The sequence below is a fragment of the Mycobacterium sp. ZZG genome (genome assembly GCF_054786995.1).
Genome location: NZ_JBTBFV010000017.1, coordinates 63,167 through 81,049, shown reverse-complemented (window position 1 = coordinate 81,049; position 17,883 = coordinate 63,167). Strand labels below are relative to the sequence as shown.

General features: G+C 67.7%; 18 protein-coding genes and 1 pseudogene. 11 read left to right on the top strand and 8 right to left on the bottom strand.

Annotation, left to right across the window (positions count from 1 at the left end; all coding sequences use genetic code 11):
- Nucleotides 1-64 precede the first annotated feature (64 nt).
- Entirely contained in the window at nucleotides 65-259 is a 195-nt protein-coding gene (locus ACXMYJ_RS12530; RefSeq protein WP_396884638.1) for a hypothetical protein, read from the top strand.
- 47 nt (nucleotides 260-306) lie between these two features.
- Here the strand turns inward: ACXMYJ_RS12530 and ACXMYJ_RS12525 are convergent, their stop codons facing one another.
- The 4 genes from ACXMYJ_RS12525 to ACXMYJ_RS12510 all read right to left on the bottom strand — a co-directional run bounded on the left by ACXMYJ_RS12525 (nucleotide 307) and on the right by ACXMYJ_RS12510 (nucleotide 3,284).
- A complete protein-coding gene (locus ACXMYJ_RS12525) occupies nucleotides 307-675 on the bottom strand; it encodes a hypothetical protein (RefSeq protein ID WP_460356513.1) in 369 nt (122 codons plus the stop codon).
- Between the two features lie 5 nt (nucleotides 676-680).
- Entirely contained in the window at nucleotides 681-938 is a 258-nt protein-coding gene (locus ACXMYJ_RS12520; protein ID WP_260755053.1) for a Rho termination factor N-terminal domain-containing protein, read from the bottom strand.
- Between the two features lie 68 nt (nucleotides 939-1,006).
- The gene (locus tag ACXMYJ_RS12515; RefSeq protein ID WP_260755054.1) at nucleotides 1,007-2,029 is read right to left on the bottom strand and encodes a DNA topoisomerase IB; all 1,023 of its coding nucleotides are present in this window, start codon (nucleotides 2,027-2,029) and stop codon (nucleotides 1,007-1,009) included.
- Between the two features lie 73 nt (nucleotides 2,030-2,102).
- The gene (locus ACXMYJ_RS12510; RefSeq protein ID WP_260755055.1) at nucleotides 2,103-3,284 is read right to left on the bottom strand and encodes a zinc-dependent alcohol dehydrogenase; all 1,182 of its coding nucleotides are present in this window, start codon (nucleotides 3,282-3,284) and stop codon (nucleotides 2,103-2,105) included.
- A 158-nt stretch (nucleotides 3,285-3,442) separates the two neighbouring features.
- Between ACXMYJ_RS12510 and ACXMYJ_RS12505 the strand changes: the two genes are divergently transcribed.
- Nucleotides 3,443-4,018, top strand: coding sequence for a hemerythrin domain-containing protein (locus ACXMYJ_RS12505; protein ID WP_443186939.1), 576 nt, complete (start codon nucleotides 3,443-3,445; stop codon nucleotides 4,016-4,018).
- A gap of 75 nt (nucleotides 4,019-4,093) precedes the next feature.
- Here ACXMYJ_RS12505 and ACXMYJ_RS12500 read toward each other — a convergent pair whose 3' ends face one another.
- Complete coding sequence (locus ACXMYJ_RS12500) at nucleotides 4,094-4,891, bottom strand: SDR family oxidoreductase (protein WP_260758262.1); 798 nt, start codon at nucleotides 4,889-4,891, stop codon at nucleotides 4,094-4,096.
- A 105-nt stretch (nucleotides 4,892-4,996) separates the two neighbouring features.
- The gene (locus tag ACXMYJ_RS12495; RefSeq protein WP_260755056.1) at nucleotides 4,997-5,515 is read right to left on the bottom strand and encodes a DUF6328 family protein; all 519 of its coding nucleotides are present in this window, start codon (nucleotides 5,513-5,515) and stop codon (nucleotides 4,997-4,999) included.
- Nucleotides 5,516-5,639: 124 nt separating this feature from the next.
- Here ACXMYJ_RS12495 and ACXMYJ_RS12490 point away from each other — a divergent pair, with 124 nt between their 5' ends.
- Nucleotides 5,640-5,915 carry a DUF4235 domain-containing protein gene (locus ACXMYJ_RS12490; protein ID WP_260755057.1) on the top strand — a complete coding sequence of 92 codons (276 nt, stop codon included), beginning with the start codon at nucleotides 5,640-5,642 and terminating at the stop codon, nucleotides 5,913-5,915.
- A 41-nt stretch (nucleotides 5,916-5,956) separates the two neighbouring features.
- On the opposite strand, the gene ACXMYJ_RS12485 is transcribed toward ACXMYJ_RS12490, so the two are convergent.
- Nucleotides 5,957-6,628, bottom strand: coding sequence for a type III PLP-dependent enzyme domain-containing protein (locus ACXMYJ_RS12485; protein WP_460356507.1), 672 nt, complete (start codon nucleotides 6,626-6,628; stop codon nucleotides 5,957-5,959).
- A 221-nt stretch (nucleotides 6,629-6,849) separates the two neighbouring features.
- On the opposite strand from ACXMYJ_RS12485, the gene ACXMYJ_RS12480 reads away from it, so the two are divergent.
- From ACXMYJ_RS12480 to ACXMYJ_RS12450, 7 genes and pseudogenes are all read left to right on the top strand, one after another.
- Nucleotides 6,850-6,948 (top strand): potassium-transporting ATPase, encoded by a 99-nt coding sequence (locus ACXMYJ_RS12480; protein WP_396884639.1) that lies wholly within the window; start codon nucleotides 6,850-6,852, stop codon nucleotides 6,946-6,948.
- Nucleotides 6,930-7,031, top strand: a complete 102-nt coding sequence (locus ACXMYJ_RS12475; protein WP_260755059.1) for a potassium-transporting ATPase subunit F — start codon at nucleotides 6,930-6,932, stop codon at nucleotides 7,029-7,031. The genes ACXMYJ_RS12480 and ACXMYJ_RS12475 overlap by 19 nt, the downstream gene beginning before the upstream one ends.
- The gene (gene kdpA / locus ACXMYJ_RS12470) at nucleotides 7,031-8,704 is read left to right on the top strand and encodes a potassium-transporting ATPase subunit KdpA (protein WP_460356504.1); all 1,674 of its coding nucleotides are present in this window, start codon (nucleotides 7,031-7,033) and stop codon (nucleotides 8,702-8,704) included. Before ACXMYJ_RS12475 ends, kdpA begins: the two co-directional genes overlap by 1 nt.
- Nucleotides 8,701-10,833 (top strand): potassium-transporting ATPase subunit KdpB, encoded by a 2,133-nt coding sequence (gene kdpB, locus ACXMYJ_RS12465; protein WP_460356502.1) that lies wholly within the window; start codon nucleotides 8,701-8,703, stop codon nucleotides 10,831-10,833. Before kdpA ends, kdpB begins: the two co-directional genes overlap by 4 nt.
- Before the next feature lie 2 nt (nucleotides 10,834-10,835).
- Nucleotides 10,836-11,738: a potassium-transporting ATPase subunit C gene (locus ACXMYJ_RS12460; protein WP_460356499.1), complete on the top strand. Its 903-nt coding sequence runs from the start codon at nucleotides 10,836-10,838 to the stop codon at nucleotides 11,736-11,738.
- A pseudogene (locus ACXMYJ_RS12455) lies at nucleotides 11,717-14,264 on the top strand (DUF4118 domain-containing protein). The gene ACXMYJ_RS12460 and the pseudogene ACXMYJ_RS12455 overlap by 22 nt, the downstream one beginning before the upstream one ends.
- Nucleotides 14,261-14,953: a response regulator gene (locus tag ACXMYJ_RS12450; RefSeq protein WP_460356496.1), complete on the top strand. Its 693-nt coding sequence runs from the start codon at nucleotides 14,261-14,263 to the stop codon at nucleotides 14,951-14,953. The pseudogene ACXMYJ_RS12455 and the gene ACXMYJ_RS12450 overlap by 4 nt, the downstream one beginning before the upstream one ends.
- A 64-nt stretch (nucleotides 14,954-15,017) precedes the next feature.
- Here the strand turns inward: ACXMYJ_RS12450 and ACXMYJ_RS12445 are convergent, their stop codons facing one another.
- Nucleotides 15,018-15,899 (bottom strand): alpha/beta fold hydrolase, encoded by an 882-nt coding sequence (locus ACXMYJ_RS12445; RefSeq protein WP_460356494.1) that lies wholly within the window; start codon nucleotides 15,897-15,899, stop codon nucleotides 15,018-15,020.
- Nucleotides 15,900-15,936: 37 nt separating this feature from the next.
- Between ACXMYJ_RS12445 and ACXMYJ_RS12440 the strand changes: the two genes are divergently transcribed.
- Nucleotides 15,937-17,808, top strand: a complete 1,872-nt coding sequence (locus ACXMYJ_RS12440; RefSeq protein ID WP_260755066.1) for a propionyl-CoA synthetase — start codon at nucleotides 15,937-15,939, stop codon at nucleotides 17,806-17,808.
- The last annotated feature ends 75 nt before the right edge of the window (nucleotides 17,809-17,883 follow it).

Genomic DNA, 17,883 nt, shown 5'->3' with positions numbered 1-17,883 from the left:
GACGTCACAGGATCCGACTAGTCATCCCGCGCGACCATGAGTTTTGAACCACCGTGACGCGGGCATGCCGGACCGCATGAGCGAACCCCATTCTGAAAAGGCCGAATCCGACGTCGAGGCCGACCCCAAGGTCGCGGGCTCACGCGCGGCCAAGGACACTGACGATCCGAGCGAGGGTCCCTACGTCGGTCGCGCCAGCGGCGACGACGACTTCGACGCCGGTGAGTCCGGCGCCGAAGCGCGCAGCAACGACGGCTGACCGCGGCTTCGGGTCAACCCGGTTCAGACCGGGCTCGGGACGGATTACTACTTCTTATCCCATGGAGGGGTTTCGCCCATCTTGGCGTCGTACTTTGCCAGATGACTCTTCACCCGGTCTATGTCCTTCTCCGGCAGATCAATTCCCCCGCGGGACCCTTGCATGATCGCGCCGGCGGCCATGACGGCCCGCGGCACCGCACGCAGTTCCCCGTCGATCACATCGGCGGTCAGCAGCTTGTACGCCGTGAAATTCTTCTTATTGTCCTGGTCGTACCAAATGTGTGCGTCGCGGTATGGGGCATTCGGCTCCTCGGTGGCGCCGGCCCATCTGCGGACGTGTTTCTCGGCGGCGCCACCGTCCCACTTGCGATCACGGTCGGCCAGCGGCAGATCCTGGAAAGCAGTGACCGCCATGGCGACTAGTGATTACGCAGCTGGTTGATCAGTTTGTCCTTGGTCAGGTGGGAGTAGCCGGAGATGCCGAGTTCCTTGGCCCGCTTCTTGAGGTCGCCAACCGTCCAGTCGTCGTACGAGCCGGACTGCCCGCCCCGGCGGCCGACCTTCGATTTACCCTGCGCAGCGGCCGCATTCGAGATTCGCGCAGCCTTCTCCTTCGAGTTTCCCTCGCGCCGAAGATCCTCATACATCTTCTCGTTCTTGATCGATGAGTTCGGCATGAACCTCGCCTCCCTTGATAACGATGTGTTCGTCTCAGGCTTCCCCGGCCACGTGGCAACAAAACCCCTCAACTCTTGGCCACCCGTCGAATCAGTGTCCGGGTCGCCTTCTCCAGCAGCAGCTGCGCCTCATCCGGGGCCGAGGTCTTGGACGCCCGGCGCACCGCCGACGCGATCGTCAACCCACGCGCATATCCGTCGACGACGCGCGGATCTACGTAGGATGCCCGAGCCACCGCAGGGGTGTTTCCCAGTTCCTCTGAGACCTCCTTCATCACTCCGGCAGCGGCCCGTTTGATCGCGGTCTTGGATGTCGGGGGCTTCGCGTCGGCGAACGCCGCGGCCGCCAATACCGTGCCGTGCCAGGTCCGTAGGTCCTTCACGCTGAACTCGTCGCCGACGAGTTCCTTGAACCGCGCGTTGAGATCGTCGGCGCGCACGTCGACCCAGGTGCCGTTGGAGCCGTTGAGACACACCAGCAGTCGGTCCGAGCGCTCTTCGCGCCGCATCAGCGCACGCACCGCCCGTACCACTTCGGGATCGTCGATCTCGACGCTGCGCTGGACACCGCTCTTGGCGGGGTAGTCGAACACCACCGCGCCGTTGCGCAATGTGACGTGCTCGCACAGCAGCGTGGCCAGGCCGTAGTGCTCGTGTTCCTCGGCGTACTGCTCCCCGCCAGCGCGGAAATAGCCCCGGTCGAGCAGTTGCAGCGCCAGCGCCAGCACCCGCTCGCGGTGCAGGCCGCGCTTTCCGAGATCGTCGGCGATCTGAGCCCGCCATTGCGGCAAGCGCACCGACAGCTCCAGCACCCGGTCGAATTTTTCCTCAGCCCGCTCCTGCTGCCATCGCTGGTGATAGAGGTACTGGCGCCGCCCGGCGGCGTCGGTTCCGACCGCCTGGATGTGCCCGCTCGGTGTCGGGCTGATCCACACGTGCTTCCAGGCAGGCGGGATAACGAGTTCTTTGATGCGTTGCGTGGTGTCCGGGTCTGCCAGCAACTCGCCGTCAGGCGTGTAGTAGGTAAAGCCCTTGCCGCGACGCCTGCGGACTATGCCGGGAGTGTTCAACTTGCTGCGTGTCAGCCGCACGGAAGGCACCTCTCGGGAGCGTTATCCCGCCTGGGTACCCGCCAGTTCCCCACTCACACACAGTCACTCCAGCTCAGGGCTGTAAGACAACCTTGACTGCGCCGTCGGCCTTCTCCTGGAAGATCTTGTAGGCGTGCGGCGCCTCGTCCAGCGGCAGGGTGTGCGTGGCAAAGGTGTCCACGCCCAGCGGATCGGAGTCGGTCAGCAACGGCATGATGTCGTCGACCCACTTCTTGACGTTGGCCTGACCCATCCGCAGCTGGATCTGCTTGTCGAACAGGGTCAGCATCGGCATCGGGTCGGCCATGCCGCCGTAGACGCCGATCAGTGAGAGCGTGCCTCCTCGACGCACACAGTCGATCGCGGTGTAAAGCGCTTCGAGTCGGTCCACACCGGCCTTCTCCATGATCGGTTTCGCGAGGGCGTCGGGCAGCAACGACGCGGCCTGCTGGACCAACTTGGCCACCGGCGAACCGTGCGCCTCCATACCGACCGCGTCGATCACGGAGTCGCTCCCGCGTCCGCCGGTGAGACGACGGACCTCGTCGCCGACCGAGCCGTCGACGTTGTTCAGGTCGATCGCATGGATACCGCGCGCGGTGGCGCGAGCGAGGCGCTCGGGCACCAGGTCGACCCCGAACACCTGGTAGCCCATGTGCTGGGCGATGCGCGCGGCCATGTCACCGATGGGACCCAGCCCCAGCACGGTGACGGTTCCACCGTCGGGCACACCCGCGTACGCGACCGCCTGCCACGCGGTGGGAAGCACATCCGAGAGGTAGACAAACCGCGAGTCCGGCGGACCGTCCGGCACCTTGATGTGGGTGAACTGGGCCTGCGGCACGCGCAGATACTCAGCCTGTCCGCCGGGCACCGAACCGTACAGCTCGGAATAGCCGAACAGCGCCGCGCCCATGCCCTTGTCGCGCACCTGTGTGGTCTCGCACTGGGTGTACAGCTTCTGGTCGCACATGAAACAGTGCCCGCAGGAGATCTGGAACGGGATGACCACCCGGTCCCCTACGGCCAGGTTCGACACAGCGCTGCCCACCTCGCGCACGACACCCATCGGCTCATGGCCGAGAATGTCACCTTCGTTCATGAATGCTCCGAGCACCTCGTAAAGATGCAGGTCGGAACCACAGATATTGGTCGACGTCACCTCGATGATCGCATCGGTGGGTTCTTCGATCGACGGATCCGGGACGGTGTCGACACGTACATCCCGCTTGCCATGCCAGGTCACTGCCTTCATGATCCCGTCACTACCCGGTGGGGGCCGACCCAAACCCGGTTCGACACTACGGCGGAGGGGTTTTCCGGCACGTCGTGCCGGGTATCGATCCCGACGAGGCGCTCTCCAACGATGCGCGCCTCGACAGCCCAACTTCCAGTTTCACCAAGGAGATTCACGTGACCGCACCGACAATCGGATCGGCCCGGGACGTCGTCGACTACCTCAAGTCGCAACACGAGACCATCAAGGCGTTGTTCATCGAGACCCTCGACGCCGCCGACGCGGCGTCCCGGCAGGACGCCTTCACCCGCCTGCGCACCATGCTGGCGGTGCACGAGACCGCCGAGGAGATGGTCGTGCACCCCCGCGTCCGGCGCAAGGCCGAGGGCGGGGCGCAGATCGTCGACGAGCGCCTCGTCGAGGAGCACGACGCCAAGGTGCTGCTGCGCGACATCGAGAAACTCCCGATCGACAGCGCCGAATTCAGCAAGTCGCTGATCCACCTCCAGGCCGCCGTGCTCGAGCACGCCAAGAACGAGGAAGAGTTGGAGTTCACCGCCCTGGAGGCGGCCGTCGGTGACGACGAACTGGCCAAGCTCGCCGACGCCGTCGCCGTCGCCGAGCGCATCGCGCCGACCCATCCCCACCCGGGCGTGGAGTCCGCGGCCGCGAACTTCGCCGCCGGCCCGTTCGCCTCCGTCCTCGACCGCGCCAAGGACGCGCTCGGCGCCGTGTTCGCCAAGCGTTCCTGAGGGCACGCACCGAATACCGGTTCACCACAACGGCCGCCACTTTCCCGCAGTGGCGGCCGTTGTGGTGAATCGGGCTCAGCCGGGCAGTGTTTCGCCGCCGATCGGGGCGAGCACCTCGCCGCTGTAGTACGAGGACATCCGTGAGGACGCGAAGAAGACGTAGGACGGTGCGATCTCGTCGGGTTGGGCCGCGCGTCCCATCGGCACCTGCTCTCCGAAGGACTCGGTCTTCTCGGCGTCCATTGTCGCCGGGATCAGTGGAGTCCAGACCGGGCCCGGTGCAACGCAATTGACGCGAATATTGCGGTCGGCCAGCGACTGCGCCAACGAGTAGGTCAGCGCGATCACCGCACCCTTGGTGGCCGAGTAGTCGATCAGGGTCTTGTTGCCGCGCAACCCGTTGATGGAACCGGTGTTGATGATCGCAGACCCGTCGGGCAGGTGCTGCAGGGCGGCCTTGGTGACGTAGAAGAAGCTGTCGATGTTCACCGCGAAGGTGCGCCGCCATTGCTCGTCGCTGATCTCCGTCAGGTCCGACGCCGGCGACTGAAACGCTACATTGTTGACGACGATGTCCAGTCCGCCCAGCTGTTTGACGGTCTCTTCCACCACCGCACGGCATTGCGCCGGGTCGGCCAAGTCGCCCGGCAGCCGGATCGCCCGCTGTCCGGCTTCTTCGATCAGCGACGCCGTGTGCGCGGCGTCGTCCTCTTCGCTCAGGTAAGCGATCGCGACGTCGGCGCCCTCCTTGGCGAACGCGATCGCGACGGCCCGGCCGATGCCCGAGTCTCCCCCGGTGATCAGCGCCCGTTTGCCCGCCAGCTGGCCGGTGCCCACGTAGTCGCGCATCTCGTCGCGCGGCTTCGGTGACATGTCCCCGGTTTCACCGGGGTACGGGATCACTGCATCAGGTGTCACGTCATCACTCACGGCGCGTGCGTACCCGGCGACCGGCCCCCGAAACTACGGGCCCCCAAACTACGGAGTCGGCGGCTGCCGGTTGCCGTTGCGCATGGCCAGCGGCAGCGCCAGCCAGAACACGATGAACAACACCAGCGCGAAGGCGCCCGCGGTCAGTGCCGGGCCGAGACCTGCCACCGCGTCGAAGATGATGACCGTCACCCCGGTCACCGCGAGCGCCAGCAGCACCAACCCCGCGTAGGCGCACCGGTGCGCCGCCCGGACCAGCGCGTCCAGGCGGTGACGGCGAAACAGCAGCCGGTGCATCCCCACCGGGGCGATCAGAAGGGCGGTCGACGCCACCGCCGCACACACCGTCGCCAGGAAGACTCCCTGCATCGACTCGCCGAGAATGTCGAAACGCTGCTGGAACGGCAGGGTGAGCAAAAAGCCCGTCAGCAGTTGCACTCCGGTCTGCACCACCCGCAACTCCTGGAGCAAGCTTGCCCAATTGCGGTCCAGACGCTCGGTCTCGGTCTCCCGGGGTCGGTTACGGGGGTCCCAGTCCGCTTCGTCGGCCGTTCGCTCGGCGTCCACCTCGCGATCCTCCCACCAGCCGAGTGCGCACGTGCCAGGTTTGGCCGGTGCCCACCTGGGTAGACGCTGGGCAAGCGTGCCCGCACCGCATACACATCTGTGCCGCATACACATTGGAGTGACGATGAGCAAGATCGCGAGATCGCTGTACACGCCGCTGTCGGTGGCCACCGGCGTCGGCGGCGGACTGCTCGCCGGGGCCATCTTCGGACAGGTCTGGAAGCGCGTCGGTGACAACGATCCGGAGCCGCCCGACCCCAAGGACCTGACCCAGTCGACCAAGACGGTCATCACCGCGGCGGCGATCCAGGGGCTGATCGTCGGTATCGTCCGGGCAGCCCTTCAGCGCGCCGGCGCCCGTGGTTACCGGGCCGTCACCCACGAGATGCCGCCGTCATAGCTGCGCCGCGGAGTCGTCGGGCCTTGACGCGATCGGCCCGGTCACCGCGTCAGCGGTGTCAGCACCACCGCGGGGCGCGGTAACCGCCACCGGGCGCAACCCTCGTCCAGCGCGTCGTCCACCGCCGCCGCAATCCGGCGCAGCTGTCGTGTGTGCCCCCCGAGCCAAATCCCGGCCGACCCGCCGGACAGGCTGATCCGGGTCAGGTTCAACCCGCAGTCGCGCAGCACAGCGGTGTGGTTCAGCACCCGTTCGGCGGCCGCGCCCCACTGCGCGGGATCGCCGAAACCGTCGACGTCGGCGTGCATTCCGACCACATCGAGTCGCCGCTCACCCAGCACGGCGGGACCCCGTTCGTCGAGATAGACGTGTTTCGTCGGCTCCGGGCAGGTGGCCAGCACACCGACGTGCCGCTCGGTCGACACGACGAAGCGCGTCACGCCGAGCGCCGCCGCGCGGCGGATGGTGCCGGCGTGCCGATCGCACCGCAGCATCACCTGGCGTGGGCGCACACCGCCGGCCTGCACCGCCGCCAATTCCTGCGCCCCGCAGGCCGTCACGGTGAGACCGCGGGCACGCACGCACGCCGCGACAGCCGGGTCCCGCAGTACGGTCGCCGACAGACCGCATCCGGCCATCGCGAGGATGCGTCGCACACAGTGCACCGAGGCGGGCAGCCGGTGCGGGGAGGACGGCACGTCCAGGAGAGTCATCAATTCGGTGTACCCGCGCACCCTGGCAGCACTCGCCGATCCGCACGGCATCCTGACGGAAGACTCCCAGACTTTGACGGCGCTCTGAGGTTCGCATGGAGGGCGTAAAAACGCCCCACTCCCCCGTCAAGAAACCGTCAACGCGCAGCTCACGGGCCGCTGCACGGCCATACCTTGGCCTTCGCGATCCGCCACTGGGGCGGAGGCGTAAACGAGCAGGGGTGCTGACAATCGTGATCTCCGTGGTGACCTATGTCGCGCTGACGGTGGCGATCTTCGCCGTCCTCGGCGCCGTGCAGAAGTGGATGGAAGGGCTGTGACGCAGAACCTGATCGGCCTGGCACTGGCGACGTCGATCGCGGTGTTCCTGTTCGCGGCTCTGCTGTTCCCGGAGAGGTTCTAGTGAGCGCCGAACTCGCCGGGATCCTGTTCCTGGTCTCGCTCGTCGTCGCGCTGGCCGCGGTGCACGTACCGCTCGGCGACTACATCTACCGCGTGTACAACACGGCACGCGATTCCCGCGCCGAGCGCGCGGTATACCGGCTCATCGGCGCCGATTCCGGCGCCCAACAGACGTGGGGCTCCTACGCGCGCAGCGTGCTTGCGTTCTCCGCGGTGAGTCTGCTGTTCCTGTTCGTCCTGCAGCTGGTGCAGGGCAGACTGCCGCTCGCGCTGACCGACCCGGGCACCCCGATGACACCCGCGCTGGCGTGGAACACCGCGGTCAGTTTCGTCACCAACACCAACTGGCAGGCCTACTCGGGCGAATCGACCCAGGGTCACCTCGTGCAGATGGCCGGGCTCACGGTGCAGAACTTCGTCTCGGCTGCCGTCGGGATGGCGGTCGCCATCGCCCTCGTGCGCGGCCTGGCGCGCAGCAGCACCGCCCAACTCGGCAACTTCTGGGTTGACCTGGTACGCGGCACCTTCCGAATCCTGTTGCCGGCGTGCGTCATCGGGGCCGTCATCCTGATCTCGGGCGGGGTGGTGCAGAACTTCGCACTGCACGACCAGGTGGTGACCACCCTGGCCGGGGCGCAGCAGACCATCCCCGGCGGCCCGGTGGCCAGCCAGGAGGTCATCAAGGAACTCGGCACCAACGGCGGCGGGTTCTTCAACGCCAACTCGTCACACCCGTTCGAGAATCCCACCGCGTGGACGAACTGGGTCGAGATCTTCCTGCTCAGCGTCATCGCATTCTCGCTGCCCCGGACGTTCGGCCGCATGGTCGGCAGCCGCCGACAGGGTGTGGCGATCGTCGCGGTCATGGCCCTCATCGCGCTGGTCAGCGTCAGCCTGACGATGTTCTTCCAGGCGCAGCACCACGGCACCGTGCCCACCGCTGTGGGCGCATCCATGGAAGGCGTGGAACAGCGTTTCGGAGTGGCGAATTCGGCGGTGTTCGCCGCGGCGACCACGCTGACGTCGACCGGGGCGGTGAACTCGTTCCACGACTCGTACACCAGCCTCGGTGGCATGATGCCGATGCTGAACATGATGCTCGGCGAGGTGGCGCCCGGCGGAGTCGGTTCCGGTCTGTACGGCATGCTGATCCTGGCGATCATCACCGTGTTCATCGCCGGCCTGATGGTCGGGCGCACCCCGGAGTATCTCGGCAAGAAGATCACACCGCGCGAGATCAAGCTGGCCGCAATGTATTTCCTGATCTCGCCGTTGATCATGCTGGCCGGGACCGCTTCGGCCATGGCCCTGCCGGGCCAGCGGGACGCCATGCTCAACACCGGACCGCACGGCTTGTCCGAGGTGCTGTACGCGTTCACGTCGGCGGCCAACAACAACGGTTCCGCGTTCGCCGGCATCAGTGTGAACACCACCTGGTACAACACCGCGCTCGGCCTGGCCATGATCGTGGGCCGGTTCCTGCCCATCATCGTCGTGCTGGCGCTGGCGGGCGCGCTCGCCAGACAGGGCAAGACACCGGAATCGGCGGGAACTCTGCCCACCCACCGGCCGCAGTTCGTCGGCATGGTCGCCGGCGTGACGCTGATCCTGGTCGCCCTGACGTTCCTGCCCATGCTCGCGCTTGGACCCCTCGCCGAAGGACTCCACTCATGACCGTCACCACCGTCGACGCCGCCCGCCGAAAGCATGCCGGGGCCGACTCCACCGCCAAGGTCGGCGGCGGACTGCTCGACCCGAAGATGCTGTGGACCTCTCTGCCGGACGCGATCCGCAAGCTCGACCCCCGCACGCTGTGGCGCAATCCGGTGATGTTCATCGTCGAGATCGGCGCGGTGTGGAGCACCGTCCTGGCCTTCATCGACCCGTCGTGGTTCGCGTGGTTGATCGTGGTCTGGCTGTGGTTGACGGTGGTCTTCGCCAATCTCGCCGAGGCCGTCGCCGAGGGGCGCGGCAAGGCTCAGGCCTCCAGCCTGCGCAGAGCGCAGACGGACACGATGGCCCGACGGATCACCGGCTCGGGGGGCGAAGAGCAGGTCGCCGCGCCGCTGCTCTGTCAGGGCGACCTCGTCGTGGTCGAGGCCGGACAGGTCATCCCCGGAGACGGCGACGTCGTGGAAGGCATTGCGTCGGTGGATGAGTCGGCCATCACCGGTGAATCTGCGCCCGTCATCCGGGAATCGGGTGGTGACCGGTCGGCGGTCACCGGCGGAACCACCGTGCTGTCGGACCGGATCGTCGTCCGGATCACCCAGAAGCCGGGTGAGAGCTTCATCGACCGGATGATCGCTCTGGTCGAAGGCGCCAACCGGCAGAAGACCCCCAACGAGATCGCGTTGAACATCCTGCTCGCCGCGTTGACCATCATCTTCGTGTTCGCCGTCGCAACCCTGCAGCCGCTGGCGATCTACTCGAAGGCCAACAATCCCGGTGTGCCGGACAGCCTGGCGCTCAACGGAAACGGGGTCACCGGCATCGTCCTGGTGTCGCTGCTGGTGTGCCTGATCCCGACCACGATCGGCGCCCTGCTCAGTGCCATCGGCATCGCCGGCATGGACCGTCTCGTGCAGCGCAATGTGCTCGCCATGTCCGGTCGTGCCGTGGAAGCCGCCGGCGACGTCAACACCCTGCTGCTCGACAAGACCGGCACCATCACGCTGGGCAACCGGCAGGCCGCGGAATTCGTCCAGCTACCCGGTGTGACGCCGGAAGCACTGGCCGACGCCGCGCAGCTTTCCAGCCTGGCCGACGAGACACCGGAAGGCCGGTCGATCGTCGTGTTCGCCAAACAGGAGCACGGGTTGCGGGCGCGCCAACCCGGGGAACTCGCACGTGCTGTCTGGATCGAGTTCTCCGCCACCACCAGGATGTCAGGGGTCGACGTCGACGGGCACCGACTCTGCAAGGGGGCAGCCACGGCCGTTGCCGAATGGGTGCGATCCGAAGGCGGCACCGTGCCCACCGAACTCGGCCCCGTCGTCGACGAAATCTCGGCCGCCGGTGGCACCCCGCTGGTCGTCGGTGAGATCCGGGAAGGCGAAGACGCCAGGGTGCTCGGGGTCATCCATCTCAAAGACGTCGTCAAGCACGGCATGCGGGCACGCTTCGACGAGATGCGGCGCATGGGCATCCGGACGGTGATGATCACCGGCGACAATCCGTTGACCGCCAAAGCCATCGCCGACGAGGCCGGGGTCGACGACTTCCTCGCCGAAGCCACCCCGGAAGACAAGATGGCACTGATCAAAAAGGAGCAGGCCGGGGGGCGACTGGTCGCGATGACCGGTGACGGCACCAACGACGCGCCCGCACTCGCGCAGGCCGATGTCGGGGTGGCGATGAACACCGGCACCTCCGCGGCCAAGGAGGCCGGCAACATGGTCGATCTCGACTCGGACCCGACCAAGCTGATCGAGATCGTCGAGATCGGTAAGCAGTTGCTGATCACCCGCGGCGCGCTGACCACGTTCTCGATCGCCAACGACATCGCGAAGTACTTCGCGATCATCCCCGCTCTGTTCGTCGGCCTTTTCCCGGGCCTGGAGCTGCTGAACATCATGCGACTACACAGCCCGCAGTCGGCGATCCTGTCCGCGGTGATCTTCAACGCGATCATCATCGTCGCGTTGATTCCCCTGTCGCTCAGAGGGGTTCGCTACACCCCGAGCAGTGCGTCGAAGCTGTTGAGTCGCAACCTGTACCTCTTCGGGCTCGGCGGAATCGTCGCACCGTTTTTGGGCATCAAACTGATCGACCTCGTCGTCCAAGTCCTTCCAGGAATGTGATCATGAACCTGTTCAACACCTTTCGGCAGCACTGGGCCGCGCTGCGCGCACTGCTGGTCTTCACCGCCGTGCTGGGCATCGGCTATCCGGTACTGATCTGGCTGATCGCCCAGGCGCCGTTCCTGTCCGACAGGGCCGACGGTTCGATGCTCCACGTGGGGGCAGGGCCGGTCGGCAGCAGCCTCATCGGCCAGTCCTACACCGATGCCGACGGCAACCCGTTGCCGCAGTACTTCCAGGGACGGCCGTCGGCGGCCGGAGACGGCTACGACCCGATGGCCAGTGGCGCGAGCAACCTGGGCCCGGAGAGCATCGTCGATCAGCCCGGCACACCGAGCCTGCTCACGTTGGTGTGCTCACGCAGCGCCACGACCGGCGAACTGGACGGGGTCAGCGGCGCCCGCCCGTACTGCACGGAAAACGGGGTGGGCGCGGTGCTGTCGGTGATCGGTCCCCGCGACGCCGCTGGCGACGTCGTCCGCCCCACCACGGTGGTCAGCGTGAACGAGCCGTGCGCGACCACGGCGACGCCGTTCGTCACCGACTACCGGGGAGTCCGGGTGCGTTGTGCGGCCGCAGGTGAGGATTACCGCACCGGCCAACTGGTACCTGTGCGCGGAACAGCGTCGGCCGACCCGCCGGTGCCGGCCGACGCCGTCACCGCCGGCGGCAGTGGGCTCGACCCGCACATCTCACCGGCTTACGCCGACCTGCAGGTGAATCGTGTCGCCGCCGCCCGCGGCATGAGTGCCGAGCAGGTACGGGCGCTGATCACCGAGCACACCGAGGGCCGCACGCTGGGCTTCCTCGGTGAACCACGGGTCAACGTGCTTGAGCTGAATCGGCGCTGGATGCAAACACCGCGAACGGGACGTGACGCGGCGTGGATGATGAACCTGTGGTGACATCAGCGCGCCGGTCGAAGCGCGGAGAGCTGCGCATCTACCTGGGCGCCGCGCCGGGCGTCGGTAAGACGTACGCGATGCTCGGCGAAGCGCACCGGCGGCTGGAACGCGGCACCGACCTGGTCGCCGCGGTGGTGGAGACCCACGGCCGCAGCAAGACCGCCGAACTGCTCGCCGGTATCGAGGCGGTGCCCCCGAGCTCATCGAGTACCGCGGTCGGAACTTTCCCGAACTCGACGTCGAGGCGGTGCTCCGGCGCAATCCGCAGGTGGTCCTGGTCGACGAGCTCGCCCACACCAACACCCCCGGCAGCCGAAACCCGAAACGCTGGCAGGACATCGAGGAACTCCTCGACGCCGGCATCACCGTGATCACCACCGTCAACGTCCAGCACCTGGAGAGCCTCAACGACGTCGTCACCCAGATCACCGGCATCGAACAGCAGGAGAAGGTCCCCGACGAGGTGGTGCGGGCCGCCGACCAGGTGGAGCTGGTCGACATCACCCCGGAAGCGTTGCGGCGCAGGCTCGCCCACGGAAACGTGTACGCTCCCGAACGGATCGACGCGGCCCTGTCCAACTACTTTCGCCGCGGCAATCTCACTGCGCTGCGGGAGCTGGCGCTGCTGTGGCTGGCCGACCAGGTCGACGCCGCGCTGGAGAAGTACCGGGCCGACAACAAGATCACCGACACCTGGGAGGCCCGGGAACGCGTCGTGGTCGCCGTGACCGGCGGTCCAGAGTCGGAAACGTTGGTGCGCAGAGCGTCTCGTATCGCCTCGAAGGCCAGCGCCGAACTGTCGGGCACGTGATCCGTGGCGACGGGCTGTCCGGGGCATCAGAGGCCCGAATGGGGAAGATCCGCGAGCTCGCAGCCAGTCTCGGTGCGACGCTCCACACCGTCGTCGGTGACGGCGCCGGTGGGGTGCCGGACGCCCTGCTCGACTTCGCCAGAGAGATGAACGCCACCCAGCTGGTGCTCGGCACGTCCAGACGCTCCCGGTGGGCGCGGATCTTCGACGAGGGCATCGGCGCGGCCGTCGTGCAGAAGTCGGGCCGCATCGACGTGCACATGGTGACCCACGAGCAGGCCGGCGCCGAGCCGCTCTGGGCCAGAGTGACTCCTCGGCAACGTCACGCCGTCTCGTGGCTGGCCGCACTGGCTGTTCCCTCCGTCATCTGCGCGGCCACCGTCCTGCTGCTCGACCCGTTGCTCGGCATCGGTGGCGAGAGCGCGATGTTCTTCATCGGCGTCCTGGTCGTCGCGCTGCTCGGCGGAGTGGCGCCGGCCGCGCTTTCGGCCGTGCTCTCCGGTGTGCTGCTCAACTTCTTCCTCGTCGATCCGCGGCACACATTCACCATCGCCGAGCCTGACAGTGCGATCACGATCGTGGTGCTGCTCGTGGTGGCCGTCGCGGTCGCCGCACTCGTCGACAGCGCGGCCAACCGGGCGCGGGAGTCCCGCCGCGCGGCGCGGGAGGCCGAATTGCTGGCCATGTTCGCCGGGGCGGTGTTGCGCGGCGCCGACCTGGACACGCTGCTCGAACGCGTGCGCGAGGCCTACTCACAGCGGTCGGTGACCCTGGTCCGCGGCGAAGCCGGCGCCGGCGAGGTGGTCGGCTGCGCCGGCGCCGAACCGTGCATGACGCCCGGGTCCGCCGACACGGCCATCGAAGTCGGCTCCAAGGACGACCCCGAGGAATTCTGGTTACTGCTCGCGGGGCGCAAACTCGACGCCAGGGACCGCCGGGTGCTCAGCGCGGTCGCCAACCAGGCCGCAGGTTTGGCCAGGCAGCACGAACTCACCGAGGAAGCCGACCGGGCGCAGGCGATCGCGCGGGCCGACGAACTGCGCCGCTCACTGCTGTCGGCGGTCAGCCATGACCTGCGCACACCGCTGGCCGCCGCCAAGGCCGCGGTGTCGAGCCTGCGCGGTGAGGACGTCGGGTTCTCCCCCGAGGACACCGCCGAGCTGCTGGCCACCGTGGAGGAGTCGATCGATCAACTGTCGGGCCTGGTCGGCAACCTGTTGGACTCCTCCCGGCTCGCAGCCGGGGTGGTGCGTCCGCAGCTGCAGTCGGTGTATCTGGAGGAGGCGGTGCCGCGCGCGCTGCTCGGAATCAGCCGCAGCAGCACGGGTTTACGGGCGGGGCTGGACCGGGTCAAGGTGGAGGTCGGCGACTCGGTGGTGATGGCCGACAGCGGCCTGCTGGAGCGGGTGCTGGCCAACGTGATCGACAATGCGCTGCGCTACGCCCCTGACGGCCCGGTGCGGGTCACGGCGGGGCAGGTCGGCGACCGCGTCCTGATCGCCGTCGCCGACGAGGGGCCGGGCCTCGCGCGCGGCGCCGAGGACGAGCTGTTCGCGCCGTTCCAGCGGCTCGGCGATCAGGACACCAGCAGCGGTGTCGGACTTGGTCTTTCGGTGGCCCGAGGTTTCGTCGAGGCGATGGGCGGCACCATCTCGGCGACCGACACCCCCGGCGGCGGGTTGACCATCGAGATCGACCTGGCGGCATCGCGATGAACTCGGTCAAGACCCGAGTCCTGGTCATCGACGATGAGCCGCAGATCCTGCGGGCGCTGCGGATCAACCTGTCGGTGCGCGGCTATGCGGTGTACACCGCGGCCACCGGAGCCGAGGCGCTCAAGACGGCCGCCGATCACAAGCCCGACGTGATCGTGCTCGATCTCGGGCTGCCCGACATGTCGGGCATCGAGGTGCTCGCCGGTCTGCGGGGGTGGCTCTCGGCGCCGGTGATCGTGCTGTCCGCGCGCAGCGACTCGACCGACAAGGTGGAGGCGCTCGACGCCGGCGCCGACGACTACGTCACCAAACCCTTCGGCATGGACGAATTTCTGGCCCGCCTACGGGCAGCGGTGCGTCGTGGCACCGCCGCCGCCGACACGGACGAGCCCGTCGTCGAGACGGCGTCGTTCACCGTCGACCTCGCGGCGAAGAAGGTCACCAAGAACGGCGTCGAGGTGCACCTGACGCCGACCGAGTGGGGCATGCTGGAAATGCTCGTGCGACACCGCGGCAAGCTGGTCGGCCGAGAGGAACTGCTCAAAGAGGTGTGGGGACCGGCTTACGCCAAGGAGACCCACTACCTGCGGGTGTACCTGGCGCAACTGCGGCGCAAGCTCGAAGACAACCCGTCACACCCAGTGCACCTGCTCACCGAAGCCGGCATGGGCTACCGCTTCCAGCAGTAGCGCCCAGCCCCCCGCGGAATAGCGTTCCTGGCTGTTGCCGCAGGCGATTTCGCGACCAGGAATGCTATTCCGCGGGGGACGTGACGGGGAATTCCTCGGCCAGCGCGATCAGCTTGGCGCGCACCAGGTCTGGCTGCTCGTCGAGAATGAAATGCCCTCCGTCGACGACCTCGATCTTGTAGTCGTCGGCCCGCGCCGTCTCCGCCGCGGCGAGATCCGGGTGGATCGCGGTGTCCTTGCGGCCGAACAACACCCGCGTCGGCACCGTCGACCATCGGCGCTCACCGTTGCGCACACCGGCAGGCACCTCCTTGGTCAGGAACGTGCGGTAGGTGTCGCGGGCCGTCCGGGCCACCACCGGATCCCGGAAGCGGTCGGCATACACCCGCGCCGTCTGCGGATCAATCTTGGCCGCCACCCGGAAGATCAGCTTCTCCAGGTACGGGGTGCGGCGCTGCAGCGGCACCCCCACCGACGCCACGAACGGCTGGTAGAGCAGGAACCGCCACAGGTGCGGCGCCATCGCCTTCGGCGGCACCCACACGTGGGCGATGTTCAGCGCCAGGTAGGCGTCGACGCGTTCAGGTACCCGCAGCGTGAGCAGGTGGCCGATGTAGCCGCCCCAGTCATGGCCGACGAGCAGCAGCCGGTCCAGGCCCATGGCGTCCATCAGCGCCACGAGGTCGCTGACCACGTCCTCCTTGGCCCATTTGTGCGGGGCCGGCCCAGACCATCCGTAGCCCGGCAGATCGGGCGCGATGATGCGCAGCCCCTCAGGCGGGTCGGCGAGCAGCGAACGGTAGGCCCAGTGGTGCTGCGGCCAGCCGTGCAGTGCCAAGACCGGCCTGCCGTTCTCGGGACCGGCCTCGGTCACGTGGAAATCGACGCCTCGGGCGGTGACGCGGCTGCGGCGCACCCCGTCGATCGGCGGGGGTTGGTTCGTCATGTTCCAGAGAGTAATCGGCAGGTACTACGGTGCTCCTATGCCCGGGTATCGCGACCTCTTCGACGCCAGCATCAACGACGCGATCGCGTTCTGGAAAGACGCAGCCCGCGCCGTGACGTGGACACGGCCGCCCGAGCGCATCCTCGATGACGGCAACCCGCCGCTCTACCGATGGTTTCCCGATGCCGAGCTCAACACCAGCGCGAACGCGCTGGACCGGCACGTCGCCGACGGCCGCGCCGATCAGCCCGCACTGATCTACGACTCGGCGGTCACCGACACCAAACGCACCTACACCTACGCCGAACTGCTCGATCAGACCGCGCGGTTCGCCGGTGTGCTGCGCGGCCTCGGCGTCGGCAAGGGCGACCGGGTGGTGATCTACATGCCGATGATCCCCGAGGCCGTCATCGCGATGCTGGCCTGCGCGCGTCTGGGCGCGGTGCATTCGGTGGTGTTCGGCGGCTTCGCCCCCCATGAGCTGGCGGTCCGCATCGACGACGTGCGCCCGACGGTGATCGTGTCGGCGTCGTGCGGCATCGAGCCGTCGCGCTGCGTCGAGTACAAGCCGCTGCTCGACGCCGCGATCGGGATGGTCGCCCACCCGCCCAAGCACTGCGTGGTGGTGCAGCGGGACCGACTGCAGTGCGACCTGGTCGACGGCCGGGACCTGGCGTGGTCGGACGTGATGGCCGACGCCGAACCGGTCGACGCGGTGCCGGTGGCGGCCACCGACCCGCTGTACGTGCTGTACACCTCCGGCACCACCGGCAAGCCCAAGGGCATCGTCCGCGACAACGGCGGGCACGCGGTGGCGCTGCTGTGGACCATGCGCCACATCTACGACATCGACCCCGGTGACGTGTTCTGGGCCGCTTCGGACGTGGGCTGGGTGGTCGGCCACTCCTATATCGTCTACGCGCCGCTGCTGCTCGGCGCCACCACGGTGCTCTACGAGGGCAAGCCGGTCGGCACCCCCGACCCGGGGGCGTTCTGGCGGGTGGCCTCCGAGCACGGGGTCAAGGCGCTGTTCACCGCACCGACGGCGATCCGCGCCATCCGCAAGGAAGACCCACACGGCAAGTATCTGGACGACTACGACCTGTCCGGGCTGAAGTACCTGTTCCTGGCAGGCGAACGCCTCGACCCCGACACCTACCACTGGGCGTCGGAGAAACTCGGCATCCCGGTCGTCGACCACTGGTGGCAGACCGAGACGGGCTGGCCGATCGCCGCGAATCCGATGGGTACGGAACAACTTCCGCTCAAAGCCGGCTCCCCCACCGTGCCGATGCCCGGCTACGACGTGCGCATCCTGCACGACCACGGACACGAGTGCGCCCCGGGAGAGGAAGGAGCGATCTGCATCAAGCTGCCGCTGCCGCCCGGCACGCTGCCCACGCTGTGGAACGCCGACGACCGCTACCAGGCGTCGTACCTGACCGAGCACCCCGGCTTCTACCTCACCGGTGACGGCGGCCATTTCGACGAAGACGGCTACCTGTTCGTGATGGGACGGATCGACGACGTCATCAACGTCGCCGGGCACCGCTTGTCCACCGGCGCGATCGAGGAGGTGCTGGCGACCCATCCGGCGGTGGCCGAGTGTGCCGTGATCGGCGTCGCCGACGAGATCAAAGGCCAGGCGCCGCGCGGTCTCGTCGTGGTCAAGGCCGGCGCGAACGTCGACGGGCTGGCCGAGGAACTCGTGCAGCTTGTGCGCGACGAGATCGGCGCCGTGGCGGCGTTCAAGGTCGTCGACGTGGTGCCGGCGCTGCCGAAGACACGCTCGGGCAAGATCCTGCGCAAGACGATGCGCGGGCTGGCCGCCGGCCGGGACGAACCGGTGCCGTCGACCATCGAGGATCCGTCCGTGCTCGACGCGCTGGGCCCCATCCTGCGACCCTGACCCCGCCGGCGGCGTGTTACGGCCCGCCGAGGATGGGTATCTCCCGAGCACGCTCGTCGATCAGCGGTGCGGAAG